This window comes from Pseudomonas sp. NPDC089741 (assembly GCF_044748825.1).
Classification (GTDB): Bacteria; Pseudomonadota; Gammaproteobacteria; order Pseudomonadales; family Pseudomonadaceae; genus Aquipseudomonas; species Aquipseudomonas helmanticensis.
In genome coordinates, this window is sequence record NZ_JBIVGT010000036.1 from 43,195 (window position 1) to 58,044 (window position 14,850).

The following is a 14,850-nucleotide window of genomic DNA, read 5'->3' on the forward strand; positions in this document are numbered from 1 at the left end:
TCTGTTTTCAAGATCAAAAGATCGCAGCCTTCGGCAGCTCCTACAGGGAGTGGTGGATTGTCAGATGGGAAATTTGGCTCAGGGGACTAGCTGGAAGGCCAGGCGCACGGTGGTGCCCTCGCCTTCGCGGCTGTCGAGCGTCACGCCGCCGCCGAAGCGTTCCATGATGCGTTTGACCAGCACCAGGCCGACGCCGAGTCCGCCGGCCTTGGTGGTGAAAAACGGCCGGAAGGCCATGGTCCGCTGCTCTTCGTTCATGCCTTTGCCGGTGTCGCTGAGCGCCACGCAAACACCGCCGTCAGCCGCTGGCTCAAGGCTGACGGTCAATGTGCCGCCCTTGTCCATCGCTTCCAGCGCATTGGCCAGCAGGCTGTTGAGGATCTGCGTCAGTTGCACCGGCTGACTGAGCACCATCGGTGTGTGCTGCGGGTGGAACACCACTTGCACCCCGGCCCTGGCGATCTGCTGTTCGAAGGCGACAAGACTTTCGTGCAGCGTTGCCACCAGATTCACCGGTTCCGGGTCATCGTTGAGCGGACGCAACGATTGCAGCAACTCGCGCACCCATTTCGACATGCGATCGACTTGGCCGATGATGTCTTTGATGTTCTTCTCGGCCGGGCCGGCATCGAACTCCAGTGCCAACTCGGCGCTGGAGCGAATGGTCGCCAGCGGATTGCGCAGGCTGTGTGCCACGGCAGAGGACATCTCGCCCAGCGCAACATAGGTTTCATTGGCGATCAGTTGTTTTTGCTGGGCTGCAAGCAGAATCGCCGCGCGCCGGACGATCCAGTACAGCCCCAGATAAATCAGGCCGCCGCCGAGCGCGGTGGCCAGCCAGATCAGCGTCAGCCCGCGTTCCATCCGGGCGATCAAGTCTTTCGGTTCCTTGTAGATCTCGACCATCGCGGTGACGTTTTTGCCGTCGGCGTCGAACAGCGGGATGTAGTTCTCGATGAAAATGTAATCCGGCGGGATGATGAACTTCTGTTCTTCACGCGCCTTGTCGACGTCGTGGTAGCTGGCCGACACCGGGATTTTTTCGTTGAAGGCGCGATCGAGGTCTTCGTCGGCATGAATGCTGGTACCGATCAGAACCGGGTTGGTCGACCAGACCACTTGGCGGTCGGGGGCATAAATATTGGCGAGGATCACGTCCGGCAGGTGTTCGATGTGGTCGAGAAATTCACCCCTCGCGCCCGCCCGGGCCTGCGGATCGACATCGGGAAAATCCTTGTCCTGACGTGGATCGAGCAGTTCGCCCATCGTGCGGATGTTGGGAATGGACACATGGCGCACTTCGGCGGAAGCGATGGCCTGAATGAACTGCGCCGTGAGCAAGGCATCGCGCTGCACGCTTTCCTCGATCACGAATCGTGTCGACACCGCCCCGAGCGCCACCGCCACCGTGCCGATCACCGCCATGCTGATCAGCGAAAACCAGCGCAGCAGATTGAACGATTGCTTGCGCGAGCTCAACCGTAGATTGCCCTCCTCGAGCGCAAGCGATTTCGACTGTATGTTCATGGCGGCGACTTCCCGATACGTCCCTATAGGGTTATAGCCCACGGTTGGGTGTTTGCCCGGTTGCGGGGATATCGACCCGATGCACCCATCCCAAACCCACCCCAAATCCCTGTAGGAGCTGCCGAAGGCTGCGATCTTTTGATCCTGTTTTTAAATCAAGATCAAAAGATCGCAGCCTTCGGCAGCTCTACAGAGGTTCTGTGTTCATCCCCATCGTCCCCGATTCTGGGGAATTGCGCCCTTTTCCCGCCTGTCGCGCTCAGCACTTCGCAACGGCGAAAGCACTCTATCCCGGCTCTCTCCCGCCCGTTCACCGCACCTTGGCATGGAAGGTGTACAGGCCCTCTGCAACTGACCCATCCCCAAGGGGCAGGTACTTTGATAGAGGGATTAACTCATGCACCCTTTACTGTCCAAAACCGCGACTGTCCTGGTCGTGAGCGCCTTGGCCCAGGGCATTGCCCAGGCCGCTTTGTTTGCTGTTGATCCAGGTCCGTATACGCCGGCCAATGGCGGTTTCGCCAATTGGTATCAGGACACCCACGGTCGCACCCTCGATCTGTGCCTGTCCAAAGCACTCAGCTCTCGCGTGCCCAGCGCTCCGGGCGCACCTTCGTACATGTGCTCGCTGCTGCCGACCCCCGGCGTGTTCGACGACACCCAGCCGATTGCCTTCCCGAGCAACTTCCCCGATGAAGCGTTCTGGTTCACCGGCGAAACCACCCTCGTCGATGCTGCACGCGGGATCGACCTGACTTATGTCAGCGCCGTCGAAGCCGCGTTCGCCGCCGAAGAACCGGTCGAAGGCGATCAAGTCAGCTTCGCGCGTATCCGCATTCGCGTCGACGTGCCCACCGCCGGCACCTACGTCATCACCCACCCGTACGGTGTCGACGTGTTCAATATCGACACCCCCGGCCGCCGCGCGATCAACATGACCCGCGACATTGGCATCGGCACGCCGAAAACCTACGACGGCGCGCTTAAGGGTGACATCGGCCCGTTCCTGCGCAGCGTCAACGGCCCTTACACCGAGACCAACCCGGTGACCGGTGCCGCCGAACAATTTGTCGGCGACCCGAACCTCAGCGAGGCGGTCACCGGCAGCCCGTTCAACACCAACTACGTGCGCATCGAAGGCCCCGGCGGGATTGACTTGCGTACGACTGCGTTTGCCGTCTCCGGCAAGCTCTCGACCGTGGTCCGGCCAACGCCAATGATCACCCAGCGCAGCACCTACTCGCGTAAAGCCGGGACTAGCGCGCCGGTCGCCCAGCAGGACGTGTTCGTCCTCGCACCGCCAGCCCCGGGCACCGTCGCCGTGACCAGTTTCACCCCGGTGCTGAACATGACCGAAGCCAACTCCACCGGTGCCTGGTACGCGCAATCGTCGGCCAACCCGACCGTACCGAGCGTCCTGCAGGTGACCGCCGACAACCACCTGGCCATCGCCAGCAGCACGCCGACCACCCTGCCCATGACCCTGACCGACCTGGTGGTGATTTCGCGCGCCGAATACAGCCTCAGCTCCGGGCAACTGACGCTGGTGGCTTCGACCAGTGACGAAACCTCGCCGCCGGTACTCACCGCCACCTCGATCAGCGGCGCCGCGATTGGTGCGCTGAGTGGCGACGGCGCGGTGAAAAGCCTCGCCACCGGGATCTCGCCGATACCACCGGCCAAGGTCCGCGTGACGTCGTCCAACGGCGGCAGCGATACCGAAGAAGTGGTCATCGTGCAATGAACGCTCACATGCCCAGATCCGCATCAGGAGGCATCATGAACAAGTGGCCACGCTTTGCGCTCAACGCGCTCGGGCTCGCTCTCTCGCTGACCGGCAGTGCCTATGCGCAACTCGCCGCCGTCGACCCCGGCCCCTACACCTTTGCCACCGGGAAATTCCCGATGTGGTACCAGGACAGCAATAACCTGTCGATGGAGCTGTGCCAGTCGCGCGCCGCCAGTTCGCGCGTCGGCGTCACCACGCCACCCGCCTACATGTGCACCCTGCTGGCAGAACCGGGCATCTACGACGACAGCCTGCCGATGGTGTTCCCCGACAACTGGCCGCCGGAAGCCTTCTGGTTCCTCGCCGAAACCAATATCCCCAACAACGGCGCCGGTTATGGCATGGACGCTTATGTTGCCGGGATCGAAGCGGCGTTTGCCTCGGAAAACCCGGTGGATGGCGATCAGCAAAGCTTCGCGCGGATCCGCATTCGGGTGAACGTTCCCGTGGCTGGCACCTACGTCATCACCCACCCGTATGGCGTCGAAACCGTCAATGTCACCACCCCGGGACGGCGCGCGATCAACATCACCAAGGACATCGGCATCGGTGCGCCGGGCGATTTCAGCGGCACGCTCAACGGCGCCATCGGCCCGTTCCTGCGCAGCCTCAACGGCCCCTACACCGAAGTGAACCCGGACACCGGCGGGGTCGAAACTTTCGTCGGCGACCCGAACCTCACCGAAGCGGTGACCGGCAGCCCGTTCAACACTAACTTCGTGCGCATCGTCGGGCCGTCCGGCGCCGGGACCATTCAGACCACCCTGTTCACGGTCGCCGGCAAGGTGCTCGACAGCCGTCAGCAAACCCATGTCGACATCGACCGCGCCACCTATCGCCGGACCTCGGCCGGTGTGCGTGCCGAAGTGTTCGCCAAGGCTGACACCAGTTCGACGCTGTGCTTTCGCGAAACCGTCGCGCTGCTGCCCGGCCCGCCACCAACGCCGTGCCAGACCAGCCTGACGGGTGACAATACTGGTCTGTTTTTCGGTCAGCGCCTGGGCAACGGTACGCTGCCTTCGGTCGTCGTCGTGACTGCGACCAATCCGGCCGGCACCACGCGGCCGACCGCCGTTTCGGCCAAGCTCACCGATGTGGTGAAAATCCAGACCGCACGCTACAGCTGGGCCAATCACAGCCTGTTGATCGAAGCGACATCGACCGATGAAGTAGCGATCCCGGACATGGTTGCCCAAGGCTACGGACGCCTGTCGAAAACCGGCACCCTGCAGCGCATTACCGTCGCAGACCTGACCCAGCCACCCGCTACCGTGACAGTGAAATCCGCCGCCGGCGGCAGTGATACCGAGGCTGTCGTCGTGGTCGGCACTGCGCCGGACACCGGTGAAAACCAGGCGCCAATCAGCAATGCCGACACCGGCAGCACCAGCTTTGGCGTGCCGATCACCCTCAGCCTGCTGACCAACGACAGCGATCCCGACGGCAACACGCCGCTGAGCATCACCGCGTTGACCCAACCGGCTGCCGGCCAAGGCACGGTCGCCCTCAGCGGCACCGCCGCCGTGGTCTACACGCCGCCAGCGGTGGTCAACGCGCCACTGACCACCACCTTCACCTACAAAGCGCAGGACGCCAAAGGCCTGGCCTCGACCACGGCGGCCACCGTGACGATCAGCGTCGCGCCAAACCGGTCACCGACCGCCGTCGCCGACAGCGTCGCCACGTTGGGTGTGGCGATTCCGATCAACGTCCTGGCCAACGACACCGATCCGGAAGGCAACGTGCCGCTCGGCGTCGCCAGCCTGACCCAACCGGCCGCCGGCCGTGGCACGGTCAGCACTGACGGCACGGTGATCACCTACACCCCACCGGCCACCGTGACCACGGCGTTCACCACGACCTTCACCTACATCGCCCGGGACAGCTTCGGCGCCCTGTCGACGCCGGCCACGGTCACGGTGCAAGTGTCGCCACGGCCAGCGGCGGAAACCTTCGCCGTCACCGCGTCGACGGTGCAAGCACGCTCCGGCGGGCGCTTCAACTGGGACTTCACTGGCACCTCGTCAGTGACCACCGGCAACACTATCACTGTGCAGGTCACCACCCCGACCGGGCTGGTCACCCTCGGCACCACCACCGTACCGGTGACCGGTCGCTGGCGGCTGACGCTGAACAACACGACGGTAGTGCCATCGGCCAACCCGACCGCGACGATCCGCTCCTCCCAGGGCACCGTGCGCACGGTCTCGGTGACCACGCTGTAAGCCTGATCCCCGGCCACTTTCGGGTGGCCGGAACCGACTTCGAACCGGTTAACGCCTGACAGGATTTGAGCCATGAACACGCCGACCGCCGCCCTGCTTTGCCTGCTTCTGCTGTGCAGCAGCGCGGGCGTGCGCGCCGACGACCTGATGGACAACGACGACCTGGCCCCGACCAGCAGCGACCTCGGCGAACTGCCCCCACCCGTGGGTCAGCAAGCCCTGATCGATCAGCTCGGCCAGGCCAACGTCGCCCTGCTGCAACAGAACGGTCAGTCGCTGCTCGGGCAGATCGTGCAGTCGGGCAGCAATCAGGAGGCGTACATCCTGCAACAGGGCAGCGACCTGATGGCGCTGATCAACCAGAACGGTTCCGGCAACGCCGCCTCGATCATCCAGAACGGCAGCCACAACCGCGCGCAGATTTCGCAAAACGGCAACAACAACGACGCCAGCATCGAGCAGGCCGGTACGGGGCTGCAAAGCGCCGTGACCCAGTCGGGCAACGGCATGAGCGTTTCGGTCAAGCAATATCGCTAAGCACTGCAAATCATCGGAGAGATCATCATGTTCAAACTGACGCCCCTCACCGCCGCCCTCCTGGTCATGATCAGTGCCCAGGCCATGGCCGACGACAGCCTGTCCAACCAGAGTCAGGCCGGTACCGCCAACATCGCGGACGTGAAGCAGACCCAAGCGCCGTTCAGCACCGCCACCCAGACCCAACTGGGCCAGGGCAACGACGCCGCCGCCGTGCAAGACCACGCCAGCAGCGTGATCACCCAGGACGCGGTCGGCGACTACAACGCCGGTTACGCCGAACAGCTTTACGAAGACAACGCCACCATCACCCAGCAACAGGTCGGCGCCTTCAACACCGCCCACGCCAGCCAGTCGCTGGGTTTCGGCGCACCAAACAGTGCGCTGCAACAGCAGCAAGGCAGCGGCAACTTCTCGTTCATCTATCAGGACTCGCAGAACGGCAGCGAAGGCAAAACCTTCCAGTTCGGCGACAGCAACGAAGCCAACATCGAACAACTCTATGAAGGCAGCGGCAACAGCTCGGTGATCACCCAATACGGCACCGCCAACTACGGCACCGCCGAACAGGTCACTCATAACGGCGGGCAGATCGGCATCAACCAGGCCGGCGAAAACAACTACGCCTACGGCGACCAGCGCAACGGCACCGGCGGCAACATCACCATCAACCAGTTCGGCAACCTCAACGGCAGTGAAATCTGGCAAGACAGCCAACTCGCCAGCCAGGCCACCGTCAACCAATACGGCGACAGCAACGAAACCGTGGTCGACCAAAGCTTCGGCGAAAACAATAACGCCGCCGTCACCCAGGTCGGCAACACTAACGCGATCTACGCCGACCAGTTCGAATCGGTCAACTCGACGCTGGCGCTATACCAGGTGGGCAACGGCAACGTGCACTACACCTATCAAAGTGGCGACGGCCACGTGCTCAGCGCCACCTCCGTGGGCAACGACAACAAGGTCTACGCGAGCAACTGGAAAGGCCCGCAATCGGGCGGCCAGTTCGGCAGCAACCAGCGTGCGACGGTGACTCAGGCAGGGAATGGCAACGTTGCCAGCTTCACTCAGGATGGCGTCGGGCACGTGATGACCACGCATCAGACCGGCACGGGCAACAAAACCACCGTGAGTCAGGCTGAGTCGTATAACGAGCTGTATTTTGATCAGAACGGTAGCGACAACCTCTTGATCTCCGATCAGCGCGGCACCGGCAACCTGGTGCAGGGCTCATCGAACGGCACGGGCAACAGCGCCGAGTTTGATCAGTCGGGGTCCGGCAACCAGGCGTACACCGCGCAGTTGTATGGCAGCGACAACATGATCACGGTGAAACAGGCGGATACGATGAACGTGGCGTATGTAACCCAGGGCGGGACGGGGAACATTGCCAATGTCGATCAGAGCGGGATGACGCAAACGGCGAATATTCAGCAATTTGGCTCGGCTAACCAGGCGACGGTTTTGCAGCAGTAGGGGTTGGGTGTGGATGGGCCGCGATTCTCTGGTGAGGGGGATCGCGGTTTTTTTTGCGCTGACGCTTGAATTGCGTCCTACGAAAAACGCAACGTTTTCAGAAATTCGGGGAGTTTTCTGACAAGTTCTGGCGGTTGGCCGTCGGAAGTGCAGGCTCTAGGATTTACCGGGACAACTTGATCTTCATGGAGCTTGGCCTACATGCAATTCATCCAGACAGCGACGGCAGCGATACCGTTAACGAATAGGCTTCGAGACACCAAACCCGGAGGTTCTATGATCGACCCGTCCTTGATCGACCCACTGTGCCCGCCCGAACTATCTCGTCGTTTATCAAGTGGCGGACCCCATTGAGATTGTGAGCATCTTGCATGCGCGTCAGGAGTACCCTCGACGCGACCCCGGTTAAGATCGGTTCCTCGTCTCAACACAAGAAACCGTGCTTCCCGTGGAGGTACGGTTTTTTTGTATCTTGATCGTTCCCACGCTCTGCGTGGGAATGCCTCTCGGGACGCTCCGCGTTCCAGCTCGCGAATTTGTCGCAGAGCTTCAAGGGCTGCATTCCTTTGCTGCGCGTGGGAACGATCAATCAGCCATCCTTCAACTCGACGTGATCCAGCGCTTGATTCACCGCCAGTTCGCCCAACATGACGACTTGTGCGATGCCCAGTGCAGTTTTGCGCTGTGAGGTTTCCAGCGAGGCGGCGAAGTTGATCAGCATTTCGCTGGCCGAGCCGAGGGTTTCACTGGCGTTGGCGAGCAGGGATTCGGTGTTGTACCTGGGATTGGCGAGGTACATCGGCTCCGGCTCGTTGCGGCTGGACATGATGCGGGTGGCGGGATTGAGGTAGAAATCGAGGGCGCGGTCGGCGGCTTCGTGGAGTTTTTTGCTGTCGACTGAGGCGTAGGGGGATGTGGAGTTGGTGTCTGATTCTGGGGGGTTGGGTGTTGGTTTTTTCATAGTGAATCTCTCTCATTGATAGTTTCAGCTGGCCCATTCGACTTCCAGGAAAAATGGGTGGCAGCTGTACGCAGGCTGGAAATCCGGGAGAGAGCAACCCGGCAGACACGAATGTCTCCCGCGCACAACCGCCATAACAGAGTGCACACAATGAAAGTGCGCAAGCATACGTTATGAAAGGCCGATTCGCTCTCTCGTGTCTTCGGGTTTCCATGCCCGATCGCTGATTTGGCAGCGACGAACACAGGCTAGAGGCCGGACGTCCGACGGACAACCTGAAAACATTGTGGGAAGGTTCGACAAATTTGAAACAAGTTTTAAACATTCCGTCACGGACAAGGCTCCGGGTGGGAGTGGGCTTGCTCACGACAGCAAGCAATTAAGCCCGCAAGATCTTTGCTGACTGACCTGAAGCCTTCGCGAGCAAGCTTTGCTCCTGCACTGGTTTTGTTTTTTCAGTTGGAGTGCGTCAGATGAGCGCCCCACGCAAATCGGCGGCGGCCTCGGAGAGCACTTGCGCGGCGCGCTCGACCACCGGCGCCATGCTGATGAACCCGTGAATCATGCCGTCGCAACGCTGTTCACGGACGCTCACGCCAGCCTCGCGCAAGCGCCGGGCAAACGCCTCGCCCTGATCGCGCAGCGGATCGAATTCGGCAGTGATCAACGTGGTCGGCGGCATCTGCGCCAGGCTTGCAGCGCGCAACGGCGAGGCCAGCGGATCATCCCCCTGCCCGGCCTCTGGCAGATATTGCTGCCAGAACCAGTCCATCATGTTCGCCGTGAGGAAATACCCTTCGGCAAATTCCGCATAGGACGGACTGTCGTTACGTGCGTCGGTCACCGGATAGAACAGGCACTGGTAGCTGATTTTCGGCCGTTGGTGCTGCGCCGCCCACTGACTGACCGCGAGCGCCATGTTGCCGCCCGCGCTGTCCCCGGCCAAGGCGAGACGGCTGCCATCAACGCCCAGTTCGGCCGCGTGTTCAACCAGCCAGCAGGTCGCCTGATAGCAGTCCAGCGGTGCTGCCGGGAATGGATGCTCCGGCGCCAGACGATAAGCCACCGACACCACCACCGCTTCGGTCTGGCGCGCCAGCGAGCGGCAAAGATTGTCGTGGGTATCGAGGTTGCCAACGACAAAACCGCCACCGTGGAAATACACCAACAGCGGTAATTCGCGTTTTTCCGAGGGACGATACAGTCGCGCATCGAGTTCACCGACGGCGCCGGCGACGCGCAGATTGCGCACTTCGAACATCGGTTCACCAGGAATGACCGGCTGCATGCTGTCGAAAAACTGCCGGTATTGTGCGGCATCGAGCTGGCTGTAATCGGGTGCCGGCAGCTCGCTGAATTGCTGGAGGATCGGGGCGATCTGTTTATCGACTGGCATGGACGTCTTCCTTAACATCGGACATTTGAAACTGTGGGTTGGATTCTTCGAGGATGCTTTGTACACGAAGCGGTAGTGCCGCTTCAAAGCCCTTGTGCGACAACACCCAAAAAGCGTTTCGCGGCGATGGCCGCAAACACCTGCGCCGCCAGCTCAGTGGGGGCATGCCTTGGCGAATGCTGCGCTTTGCGCGCCTGAATAGTCCGATTGGGGATGCCGCCGGTCTGATGACTCGCACGATCAGCTTTTGGGTTCTTCCAATGCAGTACATGCCTTTGCTCGGAAGACTCTCTCATGAACAATAAAATGGCTGTAATCGGGCTGGCTGGCCTGATTTCGATCTGCCCGCTGTTCGCCCTTGCCGTGGAAAAAACCGGCGGATCCTCGGTACCGCCGACCGCTATTCCGGGGGTGAATCAGGGCGGGTCGGAGTCGAAAGAAGAAAAAGCGGACAAGAAGGGAGAAGAAGCTTCGGGTTCCAACTCAGGGGCTGAGTCGCATGAGACGCAGAAGGATGCCGACAGCTCGAGTGATTCAAAAGATGTGAAAAAGTCCGGGCAGTGAATTCTCCCAGGCATATAACGTGAGCGAACTCGGCAGATGGTGGCGCTGAGCCATGAATGGTAAAGTTCAGGCTCTAAATCAGGGATGGCGCGTCATGATCAAACGAGTTTTTGTAGCAGCAACGCTAATGTTCACCAGCCTTGCGGCTAACAGCGCCAATGTGCCCAACGAGCTTTTGGAAGAGTGCAAACGAGTAGAAAACTCCGCCGGAGCAATCATGAAGGCCAGACAAGAAGGCCTGCCCCTCAAAACAGCGCTGGACTTGGCCGACAACGCACGAAAAGAAAACGAATATGTGGGGAGCTTGTACCGAAGCCTGATCGGTAAAGCCTATGAGTTTCCACAGCAACCGAACGTCAAGATGCAGAAGGACCTGATCGCTGAATTTCAGGAGACGTATTACTCGCTTTGCATCGATGCCGCGCAAAAGACCTAGGGCAAAACTACCTGAGGGGTTATGCGGATCAATAGACAGAAAAAACCCGCCGAGGCGGGTTTTTATGTGAGTCAGGCGATCAAGTCGCTAGACCTCAACGGTGAAAATGGCCCCTGCCGGCGCATCAGCGAAGGCGCTGGAAAAGTCGTTTATTTCGATGCGCTATCCATGCAGCTGAACAAGGTGATGATCCCGCATATAGCGGGATAAAGCAGATATTGGCCGGGATGGACCACCAGCCCGACAGCCCAGCCAACGAGCAGCGCAATACCGACAATGCGTCGGTGGCGAGGCGTGAATCGTCACTGAATGCGCGCCTGCAGTTGGCGCGAGGATCCTGTTAAATTCCGCATGTTCATACCTTTTGAACAGTTGTGCTGAAGCTGAAGAAGTAGAACGAGATTTTTTCTTCTTCAACGTCCCTCAGCTCATATCTGATTCTGTCGAGACCATTGTCGATTCGAGTCGCGATCAGGTCCATGAGTTGAGTGAGTCCACCGCCGAAGCCTTTCAGGTGCAGTGCGCTGACGTCATGGAATTTTACCGTGACAGCGGCTGTTTCTGGATCGTTGGAGGACGACATGGTTAACGACAGGTTGTACTTGAAATCCTGCATCTCGATGTTGATTGAGATGACGCAGTTGTGCGAGACCAGGAGATCGTTCAGGCGGGGAATGCTGTTCATTGTTAGTGAACTCGAAGACATTTTATAAACGCGTCAATGTGACTTGGACTGAACCTTACCGTCCACCAAAGTTACGACCATGTATACGTAAATTTCCGTACCCCATGTATAAACTTGCCTATTGCCGCTACTACCCGCCTCTTTCCCGGGAATCTTGACGATATCCAGTACCTGCTCATACGTCATGCCGGGTTTTATTGCGGCGTATTGTTGATCACTGATGTTGGGGCGCTGGGCTTTTATCGTTTCAAGATCGGGAAAAACAGATTGATAGCTGACGTTGTTGCCGTTGCCAGAAATGACCGGACTGTTGTTACCGCTGGAGCTTTGCGAAACCGCTTGAGTCGGCAAGACGAGCGCCGCCACCGACGCCAAGGCCCCCAATATGCCTGCGTACAAACCAATTTTTTTCATATTCGCCATGTAATTCTCTAGGTTCTCAGATGATTCATTTATACGGTCACGGCGAAGCGCTGAGCATCAAGGGCGGCAACAGCCGAGAATCCAGCACCCTTTTTGAAGTTCATGTTATGAACGAAATTCTTCATCGCATCAGACGGGTCGATAGTTTCGAGGTTAAGTCCGTCAACCGTTGTCCTAGAAAACGCGACACTTAGCAGTGGCTGTTCCTCCATATGACCTGTCGAGCTGTTGAGCACATTGTCCAGTGCGGTAACGATAACCAGATCGTCCGGCAGGATTGCCAACAACTCCCGACCTACTCGCAGGGCACAGCTGCACACATAGTCCTGATGAAGCTCGTTGAACCGCCCAGTTGGCATCGCTTTGGTCGACAGCTTGCCGCTTTTGAGCAGAGATTTGATTTCGGTCGGAATCACGTCGGAGCCATGGATAGCGACTTTAGCTTCCAGGACACCACCTTCGTGAACAATCATCTGAAGAGCTGAGCCGAGGTTAGATATTTCTGAAAACGGCTCGAAAGCTTCGATGGCATCTAGCTTGGCCTGACGGTCACCATCAAGGATACGGGTCGCAATGTCCCTCTCCTCTGTCCAATTAGTATGAGCAGTTTTCCATTCATCAATCAGAGCTTGATATTGCCTTTCATCTTCCGCCTGAGCGGCGCCAATCTTGCCTATCAGCGCTACGCGCTGACGAGCCTCTAGCTTAAAGAGCCGGGCCCAGAAATTGGGGTGATATGTAGCGGCAGCATGCGTAGCTTCTTGCTCAAGAGTACCGCTCTTGAGAGGGTGCATTGGTTCATGATTGGAGAGCAGTCGCTTCCATTTCACAGGTTCGGCACACTCCTTGTGCATCGAAAGGAGGATGTCTACGTGATTTTCGTACACCTCAACTTCATACGCTGCTTGCTCCAGCGCTTCCATCTTTGCGTACTCTTTATGTTGCTTTTCAAGCTCACGCTGACGGCGATGAGCGTTGCGCTCTGATCGACGAGCAGACGTTTGCAGCGAACGTACAGTCCCTTTCCAACCCATCACTAATCTCCATAATGATCACGTGATGGCACATTAACATAGCTCGTAGCTTTGCTTGAATCACTGACACCGTGAAACTATCCTTTTTAAGACTTGTGATCTCACTCATTAAAAGTAAAGAAATAGAACGAGATCTTTTCACTCTATTCTAGCTTTGCAGAAGTTTGGCCTTTTCAGCCTCAAATTCACTCTCAGTGAGCAGGCCCTTTTCCTTCAGGCTACCGATTCTTTCGAGCTTCTGATATTTGTCTTCTTCAGACTGAGGCTGAGGCTGAGGCTGAGGCTGAACATGGATCGTGTCTGCAGATTGTGTTGAGGAGACAGACCAAACGAGGGAAACAACCCAGCCAATGATGGTCCAGCCGAGAAAAAGATCCAGCATAAAAATAGGCCATCTTTCCGGGTGCTTTCGACTGAAAGCATTGAATGAAGGCAAAAAATATGTGGCGATCATCAAGAAGAGGAAAACAATAGCCATTCCGATGTCCAACATTTCCAATACTCACCTCTCTAAATTGATCGCAGCAATTTATCACTATCCAAAGGCAGCGTTATAGCTAGTTACAAGCCCATCGATGAAGCTCTTCATCAAGTGCTTCGCTGTGCGTCAGTCGATTCTTTTCGGGGAGTTGCCGGCTCACCTGCAAACGATGGCGCTTTTCAAGGTGAACACCGGCTGTCGCGAGCAGGAAGCTTGCGAGCTGAGGTGGGACTGGGAGATTTCGGTGCCGGAGCTCGGCACCAGTGTGTTCCTGATCCCGGCGGACATTGACGGCAGACACGAACGGTCTGGCGTGAAGAATGGCGACGAGCGCCTGGTGGTGCTGAACAGTGTTGCCAAGTCGATCATTGATAAACAGCGCGGCCTGAGCAAGGAATGGGTTTTCCCGGCACTGCCCTGCATCGCATGAACGATTCGGCTTGGAAAAAGGCACGGGTGAGCGCGGCGAAACTCTGGCAGGAGGAAAACCTTCGCCCCGCTCACCCTGGCTATCTTTCGATCTGGATTCACGATTTGAAGCACACGTTTGGCCGTCGCCTTCGAGCGGCGGGCGTAACCGAGGAAGACCGAAAGGCACTTCTGGGTCACAAAAACGGCAGCATCACCAGCCACTATTCGGGCGCTGAGCTCGGGCATCTGATTGAGGTTGCGAACATGGTATCAGCAACCGATTCACGTGGGCCGGTGCTGACAATCTTGAAGAGGAAGCAAGCGTAAGAAATGGAGAAGTCACGCAAATGTCACGTGCATGAAAAAGGCCAATGCTGCAAACATTGGCCTAAGTCATTGAAAAATATGGTCGGGACGGAGTGATTCGAACACTCGACCCCTAGCACCCCATGCTAGTGCGCTACCGGACTGCGCTACGCCCCGACTGGTCTTGCAACTCGCTCTTCACCTCGAAGAGCGCTCAAGAATATAGCGCAAGCTTTTGAAAACTGGAAGTATTCAAAAGCAGCTTTTTATTTCTTGAGAACCACCAACACGTCTTCCAACTCGGCAATCATCTGCCGGATCATTTGTTTGTATTGGGTGGTGTCGTCTTTGGCCTCGTCGCCGGACAGGCGCAGGCGTGCGCCGCCGATGGTGAAACCTTGATCGTAAAGGAGCGCGCGGATCTGCCGGATCATCAGCACGTCCTGGCGCTGATAATACCGGCGGTTTCCGCGGCGTTTGACGGGGTTGAGTTGAGGAAACTCCTGCTCCCAGTAGCGCAGCACGTGTGGCTTTACGGCACACAGCTCGCTGACTTCACCAATGGTGAAGTAGCGTTTGCCCGGGATGACGGGTAG

Annotated in this window: 15 protein-coding genes, 1 tRNA gene and 1 pseudogene; 8 read left to right on the plus strand and 9 right to left on the minus strand. The window is 58.4% G+C overall.

Going from position 1 to position 14,850, the window contains the following annotated elements; genetic code table 11:
- Positions 1-78: 78 nt before the first annotated feature.
- On the minus strand, positions 79-1,527 hold the full coding sequence (locus tag ACIPZE_RS24720; RefSeq protein WP_283435865.1) for a sensor histidine kinase: 1,449 nt from the start codon (positions 1,525-1,527) through the stop codon (positions 79-81).
- A gap of 397 nt (positions 1,528-1,924) precedes the next feature.
- Between ACIPZE_RS24720 and ACIPZE_RS24725 the strand changes: the two genes are divergently transcribed.
- The 4 genes from ACIPZE_RS24725 (at position 1,925) to ACIPZE_RS24740 (ending at position 7,557) form a co-directional block, all read left to right on the plus strand.
- A complete protein-coding gene (locus tag ACIPZE_RS24725) occupies positions 1,925-3,271 on the plus strand; it encodes a hypothetical protein (RefSeq protein WP_283435864.1) in 1,347 nt (448 codons plus the stop codon).
- Between the two features lie 35 nt (positions 3,272-3,306).
- Complete coding sequence (locus ACIPZE_RS24730) at positions 3,307-5,541, plus strand: Ig-like domain-containing protein (protein ID WP_400775908.1); 2,235 nt, start codon at positions 3,307-3,309, stop codon at positions 5,539-5,541.
- Between the two features lie 72 nt (positions 5,542-5,613).
- Entirely contained in the window at positions 5,614-6,078 is a 465-nt protein-coding gene (locus tag ACIPZE_RS24735) for a curlin (RefSeq protein ID WP_283435862.1), read from the plus strand.
- Between the two features lie 27 nt (positions 6,079-6,105).
- The gene (locus tag ACIPZE_RS24740; RefSeq protein WP_129394674.1) at positions 6,106-7,557 is read left to right on the plus strand and encodes a curlin; all 1,452 of its coding nucleotides are present in this window, start codon (positions 6,106-6,108) and stop codon (positions 7,555-7,557) included.
- 589 nt (positions 7,558-8,146) lie between these two features.
- Here ACIPZE_RS24740 and ACIPZE_RS24745 read toward each other — a convergent pair.
- The gene (locus tag ACIPZE_RS24745) at positions 8,147-8,518 is read right to left on the minus strand and encodes a DUF6124 family protein (RefSeq protein WP_400775911.1); all 372 of its coding nucleotides are present in this window, start codon (positions 8,516-8,518) and stop codon (positions 8,147-8,149) included.
- 469 nt (positions 8,519-8,987) lie between these two features.
- Complete coding sequence (locus tag ACIPZE_RS24750; RefSeq protein WP_400775914.1) at positions 8,988-9,914, minus strand: alpha/beta hydrolase; 927 nt, start codon at positions 9,912-9,914, stop codon at positions 8,988-8,990.
- Positions 9,915-10,208: 294 nt separating this feature from the next.
- On the opposite strand from ACIPZE_RS24750, the gene ACIPZE_RS24755 reads away from it, so the two are divergent.
- Genes ACIPZE_RS24755 through ACIPZE_RS24765 form a run of 3 tightly spaced genes read left to right on the plus strand, consistent with a single transcriptional unit; the run spans position 10,209 to position 11,124 of the window.
- Positions 10,209-10,478, plus strand: coding sequence for a hypothetical protein (locus tag ACIPZE_RS24755; RefSeq protein WP_129394678.1), 270 nt, complete (start codon positions 10,209-10,211; stop codon positions 10,476-10,478).
- 52 nt (positions 10,479-10,530) lie between these two features.
- A complete protein-coding gene (locus ACIPZE_RS24760) occupies positions 10,531-10,914 on the plus strand; it encodes a hypothetical protein (RefSeq protein ID WP_400775917.1) in 384 nt (127 codons plus the stop codon).
- Positions 10,915-10,935: 21 nt separating this feature from the next.
- Positions 10,936-11,124: a hypothetical protein gene (locus ACIPZE_RS24765; RefSeq protein ID WP_400775920.1), complete on the plus strand. Its 189-nt coding sequence runs from the start codon at positions 10,936-10,938 to the stop codon at positions 11,122-11,124.
- Between the two features lie 145 nt (positions 11,125-11,269).
- Here ACIPZE_RS24765 and ACIPZE_RS24770 read toward each other — a convergent pair whose 3' ends face one another.
- From ACIPZE_RS24770 to ACIPZE_RS24785, 4 genes are all read right to left on the minus strand, one after another.
- Positions 11,270-11,599: a hypothetical protein gene (locus ACIPZE_RS24770; protein ID WP_400775922.1), complete on the minus strand. Its 330-nt coding sequence runs from the start codon at positions 11,597-11,599 to the stop codon at positions 11,270-11,272.
- Positions 11,600-11,632: 33 nt separating this feature from the next.
- Positions 11,633-12,022, minus strand: coding sequence for a hypothetical protein (locus tag ACIPZE_RS24775; protein WP_400775925.1), 390 nt, complete (start codon positions 12,020-12,022; stop codon positions 11,633-11,635).
- A 29-nt stretch (positions 12,023-12,051) separates the two neighbouring features.
- A complete protein-coding gene (locus ACIPZE_RS24780; protein ID WP_400775928.1) occupies positions 12,052-13,056 on the minus strand; it encodes a hypothetical protein in 1,005 nt (334 codons plus the stop codon).
- Positions 13,057-13,204: 148 nt separating this feature from the next.
- A complete protein-coding gene (locus ACIPZE_RS24785) occupies positions 13,205-13,549 on the minus strand; it encodes a superinfection immunity protein (protein ID WP_400775933.1) in 345 nt (114 codons plus the stop codon).
- 115 nt (positions 13,550-13,664) lie between these two features.
- Between ACIPZE_RS24785 and ACIPZE_RS24790 the strand changes: the two are divergent.
- Positions 13,665-14,275 (plus strand): annotated as a pseudogene (locus ACIPZE_RS24790) (tyrosine-type recombinase/integrase); the annotation flags it as partial.
- 79 nt (positions 14,276-14,354) lie between these two features.
- Here the strand turns inward: ACIPZE_RS24790 and ACIPZE_RS24795 are convergent.
- Positions 14,355-14,431: transfer RNA gene (locus tag ACIPZE_RS24795), tRNA-Pro, on the minus strand.
- An 89-nt stretch (positions 14,432-14,520) separates the two neighbouring features.
- Positions 14,521-14,850 (minus strand): MerR family transcriptional regulator (locus ACIPZE_RS24800; RefSeq protein ID WP_400775931.1); only part of this gene is annotated, 330 nt, incomplete at its 5' end.

Excerpts from the sequence above, each read along its gene's own strand:
- ACIPZE_RS24725 (WP_283435864.1), top strand. The coding sequence starts at position 1,925 with ATGCACCCTTTACTGTCCAAAACCGCGACTGTCCTGGTCGTGAGCGCC.
- ACIPZE_RS24785 (WP_400775933.1), bottom strand. The coding sequence starts at position 13,549 with ATGTTGGACATCGGAATGGCTATTGTTTTCCTCTTCTTGATGATCGCC.
- ACIPZE_RS24755 (WP_129394678.1), top strand. The coding sequence starts at position 10,209 with ATGAACAATAAAATGGCTGTAATCGGGCTGGCTGGCCTGATTTCGATC.
- ACIPZE_RS24750 (WP_400775914.1), bottom strand. The coding sequence starts at position 9,914 with ATGCCAGTCGATAAACAGATCGCCCCGATCCTCCAGCAATTCAGCGAG.
- ACIPZE_RS24775 (WP_400775925.1), bottom strand. The coding sequence starts at position 12,022 with ATGGCGAATATGAAAAAAATTGGTTTGTACGCAGGCATATTGGGGGCC.
- ACIPZE_RS24760 (WP_400775917.1), top strand. The coding sequence starts at position 10,531 with ATGAATGGTAAAGTTCAGGCTCTAAATCAGGGATGGCGCGTCATGATC.
- ACIPZE_RS24740 (WP_129394674.1), top strand. The coding sequence starts at position 6,106 with ATGTTCAAACTGACGCCCCTCACCGCCGCCCTCCTGGTCATGATCAGT.
- ACIPZE_RS24735 (WP_283435862.1), top strand. The coding sequence starts at position 5,614 with ATGAACACGCCGACCGCCGCCCTGCTTTGCCTGCTTCTGCTGTGCAGC.
- ACIPZE_RS24780 (WP_400775928.1), bottom strand. The coding sequence starts at position 13,056 with ATGGGTTGGAAAGGGACTGTACGTTCGCTGCAAACGTCTGCTCGTCGA.
- ACIPZE_RS24730 (WP_400775908.1), top strand. The coding sequence starts at position 3,307 with ATGAACAAGTGGCCACGCTTTGCGCTCAACGCGCTCGGGCTCGCTCTC.
- ACIPZE_RS24770 (WP_400775922.1), bottom strand. The coding sequence starts at position 11,599 with ATGAACAGCATTCCCCGCCTGAACGATCTCCTGGTCTCGCACAACTGC.
- ACIPZE_RS24720 (WP_283435865.1), bottom strand. The coding sequence starts at position 1,527 with ATGAACATACAGTCGAAATCGCTTGCGCTCGAGGAGGGCAATCTACGG.
- ACIPZE_RS24745 (WP_400775911.1), bottom strand. The coding sequence starts at position 8,518 with ATGAAAAAACCAACACCCAACCCCCCAGAATCAGACACCAACTCCACA.
- ACIPZE_RS24765 (WP_400775920.1), top strand. The coding sequence starts at position 10,936 with ATGCGGATCAATAGACAGAAAAAACCCGCCGAGGCGGGTTTTTATGTG.